The 4,205-nt window shown below is 67.0% G+C and carries 2 protein-coding genes; one reads left to right on the top strand and one right to left on the bottom strand.

What is annotated here, in order from left to right; all coding sequences use genetic code 11:
* Positions 1-297: 297 nt before the first annotated feature.
* Entirely contained in the window at positions 298-2,436 is a 2,139-nt protein-coding gene (locus MBTS_RS22380) for a TonB-dependent siderophore receptor (RefSeq protein WP_238254190.1), read from the bottom strand.
* A 675-nt stretch (positions 2,437-3,111) separates the two neighbouring features.
* On the opposite strand from MBTS_RS22380, the gene MBTS_RS22385 reads away from it, so the two are divergent.
* Positions 3,112-4,205, top strand: a 1,094-nt coding sequence (locus tag MBTS_RS22385) for a caspase family protein (RefSeq protein WP_192216517.1), incomplete at its 3' end; no start/stop codon positions are given.

Below are 4,205 nucleotides of genomic sequence, written 5' to 3' on the forward strand. Positions count from 1 at the left end.
ATGTGGAGCACGACATCTATCACAACGGCCAGCTCGTCCATAAAAAGTACCGCAAGAACGTCACCGAACCCGTGGCGAAGGCACTCCAGGCGCTGATCAATCGCGCCAAGCAATAGCGTGGCGGCGTCCGTCAGGCCCCACTGCCACAGGAGACCGACGCGCCACAGGCGGGATCGGCCTTGCCGGGTCCGGTAGGAGGGCCGCCGAACCAGTCGCCGATGTCGGCCGCCGGGGCGCGTCGCATCCCGCAACCGGCCGGGCGCGAGGTGTGACTAGCAGCAGGCCGCGAGCCTCGCCTCAGTAGCGGGCCGTCACGCTGGCGAGGACGGTGAGCGGTGCGCCGGGGAGATTGTTGAACTGATTGAAGGGCTGCTCGATGTAGCGGCGATCCGTGAGGTTGCGGCCGTTCACGGCGAAACGCCATATCGGGTCGATCTCGTAGAACAATGTCGCGTCGAGGCGCGCATAGGCACCGACCTTGTAGCTGTTGGCGATGTCGCCGAAGCGCTCGCCCACATAGGTGACGCCGCCGCCGAAGCCCCAGCCCCGCATCGGGCCGCTCTGGAACTGGTACGTCGACCACAGGCTGGTGCTGAAGGTCGGGGCAGCCGGGAGCCGGTTGCCGATGGCGACCGTCCTATCCTGCGTCACCCGCGCATCGAGGTAGCCGATACCGCCGATGATCCTCCATCCGGGCAGGATCTCACCGGCGATGTCGGCCTCGACGCCCTGCGAACGCTGCTCGCCGGTGATGATGGAGAAGCGGCTGTCGGAGGGGTCGGTCGCGGCCACGTTCGCCCGAACGATCCGGAAGGCGGCGGCGCTCAGGGTGAGGCGATCGGGGATCAGGTCGACGCGCGTGCCGATTTCGACCTGCTCGCCGGTCTCCGGCGCCGGCGTCAGGCCACTGCTCACATTGGCGGTCTGGGGCGTGAAGGAGGTCGTGTAGCTTCCGTAGACGGTGAGCGGCTCGATCGGCCGCCAGACCAGGCCGACGCGCGGCGAGGTTCCGGTGACGTCCCGCGTGGGTGGGACGGTGTTGTTGGTGAGGGTGCGCTGGAAATAAAACTGGTTGGCCGTATCCACGCGGACGCCGAGGACGAGTTGCAGCCCCTGGGCCAGCTCGATCTGGTCCTGCATGTAGGTGCCGACCATGAACAGCTTCTGCCGCAGGTCGCTCTGCAGGGCGAGCGTTCCGATCTGCGGTATCGATCCCCGGATCGGATTGAGGAAGGAGACCGGGCTGGCCGTGCCCTGCTGCGCATAGGGATGCCGGTACCCATCGACGATTTCGACGCCCAACAGGGCCGTGTGGCGGAAGCCGAACAGATCGAAGCGGGCGACGGCTTCCGTCTGGCTGTCGATCGAGTTGTAGATGGACTCGATCTCGGACAGACGCCGCGTCAGCGACGCCCCGTTCGCGCTCACCCCGGTGGCGCGGGTGGCGAACACGTCGAACTGGCCCCATTGACCGTTGATCACCTGCCGCAGGGTCAGGCTTTCGTTGACGTCATGCTCGGCCCGCAGGGTGATGGAGTTCGACTCGCCGTAATACCGGGACCAGGACTCGCCATAGTAACGGCGGATGTTGTCCAGGGGCACCCGACCCTGGAAAGCCGTGAGACCTTCGTCATACTGGCTGTGCTGGCGCGAGAACTCGGCATTCAGGGAGATCCGCGTCGAAGCATCGGGCGTCCACAACAAGGACGGCGCGAAGAAATGGCGCGAATTGGAAGGGCCGCCGAAATCCCGGAAGGTGGGGTCGTCCTGCGTGGCGAAGCTGAAGCGGGCGGCGAGCCCTTCCGTCCCCGGGACCGCTCCCGTCACCGAGCCCTGAAGCCGCCGGAAGGCGTAAGACCCGCCCTGCAGGGTGAGGTCCGCGGAGGGCGTGAGCAGGGGCTGGCGCGTGACGATGTTGATCAGGCCACCGGGATCGCCCCTGCCATAGAGGACGGAGGTGGGGCCCTTGAGCACTTCCACGCGCTCGACATTGGCGAGGTCGCGCTGTGTCGGCTGGAAGGTGTTGGCCGGGTTCAGCAGCACGCCGTCGATCGCGTAGGTCTGGGTGTTGAAGCCACGCAGCACATAGGTGTCGGACCGGCCCTGGATGGTGCCGGCGGGCTGGACATTGCTCACATTGGTGAGCGCATCGGTCAGGCGGACGTCCTGTTGATCGACGAGCACGTCACGGGGAACCACTTGGACCGATTGCGGAGAGTCGCGCAGGGCCGTGTCCGTCCGGGTCGAGGTCGCGGAACGGCTCGCCCGGTAGCCGGTGACGGGGCCGTTCGCCCGTTCGCCGCTGCCGATCACCGACAGCTCCGACAGGACCACCGCGCTCTCGGCCGGAAGCGTCTGGGCCTTCGCGCCGGAGAACGGCCCGACACCGACCGCCAGAATGGCGGCTATATTCAGGACGACGAGCGGACGCAGCATTGTGCTGCGATATAACTCAACTGCTAGTTTGCTCATTGTGTCGTCGTCTCAAGTCTCGGTACGTCATTGCCGGCATCGAGAGCTGTTGAAGGACAACTCACTCCGCAACAAGCACGCTTCACGCGACACGGGCGGGCGCAACTCGGTTCATACAGCCCTGTTGCAATTCGATGACGCTCTAGAAAAGCTCTAAACTATTTCTGATCAAGACATAAAAGAGACGAACCATAGTAGAATAGCTCGTTTATTGCCGAACACTATCACCCAGCGGGACGATCCTGGGGTGACGGAGACCTCCGGGACCGACAATGTGGTGCGGTGGGACGATGAGCGGCTCCATGTGGAGCACGACATCTATCACGACGGCCAACTCGTCCCCGAGAAGGCCCGCGGGAACGTCGCCGAGACCGAGGCGAAAGCGCTCCGCGAGCGGATCAATCGCGCCAAGCCATGGCGAACACGAACCGCGGCTCCTCGGTCACCGGCCCGGCGGACAGGCGCATGCATGCGCCGGGATCGGGGCCGCTCCGAGCGAGGATTTGGTAAGCCCGATTCCGGGCATCCCTGGACGCGTGCTCAATTCTCCACGATGGTGCGACCGCTCGCGCTCAGGTCGTCCGCGATGCTCCGTAGGGTGTCCATCGACGCTGCCTACGGTGACGGAGGTTCCCGGCGATGGTCCTGTCTCGATGTGTCGCCGTCTTCGCGGCCCTGTTCGCCGCTCTGCTGATATCCGTTCCGGCGACCGCGCAGCAGGCCGAGAAGCGCATCGCCCTCGTGGTCGGAAACGGCGCCTATGAGGGGGCGCCCATCGCCACCGCCGCCAACGATGCCGGCCTCATCGCGCAGACGCTGCAGGCGGCGGGCTTCGACGTGGTGGGGGCGCGCGACCTCGACGAGGATGCCCTGCGCAAGGCCTTGCGCGACTTCCTCGACAAGGCAGCGGCCTTTGGGCCGGACACGGTGGCCTTCGTCTATCTCGCCGGATACGGGCTGCAACTCGAGGGCGAGACCTTCTTCGCCCCGGCGGATGCCCGCATCGCCACCGCCGTCGATGTTCCCGTCTCGGCCCTGCGCGTGTCGGACTACATCAAGCGCCTCTCCACCGTCCCCTTGAAGGCCCGGTTCGTGGTGCTCGACGCGGCCCGCGCCAACCCGTTCGTGAAGACGGGCGACCCGCTCGCCGGCGGTCTCGCCCTGGTGGAGGCCGAACCCGGCAGCCTCATCGCCTACAACGCGGCGCCCGGCACCGTGGCGCCGCCCGAGACGGGGGCGTATGGCGCCTATGCGCAGGCCCTGGTGGAGATGATCCGCGAGGGCGGTCTCCAGCCGGCGGCGTTGTTCGACCGGGTGCGCCTGCGGGTGAGCGAGACCACCGGGGGCGCGGCCATGCCCTGGGACGATTCCAAGATCGAGGTGCCGTTCGTGTTCTTCGAGCGCAACGCCGACGCGCCCGCCCCGGCGCAGGCCGAGCAGATCGCGACTTTGCGCGACCGCCCCTTGCGCGAGATCGGTGCGCGGGACGCCTATTCGGTGGCGGTCGAGCGCGACACGTTGCAGGGGTACCAGGATTTCCTCGGGGCCTATCCCGATGACCCGATGGCCAAGCGCGTGCGCGCCATCGTGGCCGCCCGGCGCGAGGCGACGACCTGGCGCCGCGCCCTGTCGTCCGGCACGCAGGACGCCTACTGGTCCTACCTTTCGCGCTACCCGCGCGGACCGCACGCGGCGGATGCGCGCCGTCGCCTCGCGCCGGGCGGCCACGATGG

The organism is Methylobacterium bullatum (assembly GCF_014845095.1).
Lineage (GTDB): Bacteria > Pseudomonadota > Alphaproteobacteria > Rhizobiales > Beijerinckiaceae > Methylobacterium > Methylobacterium bullatum.

What these genes read in the sequence shown, in the direction of transcription:
- MBTS_RS22380 (WP_238254190.1), bottom strand. Translation starts at nt 2,436, where the DNA reads ATGCTGCGTCCGCTCGTCGTCCTGAATATAGCCGCCATTCTGGCGGTC.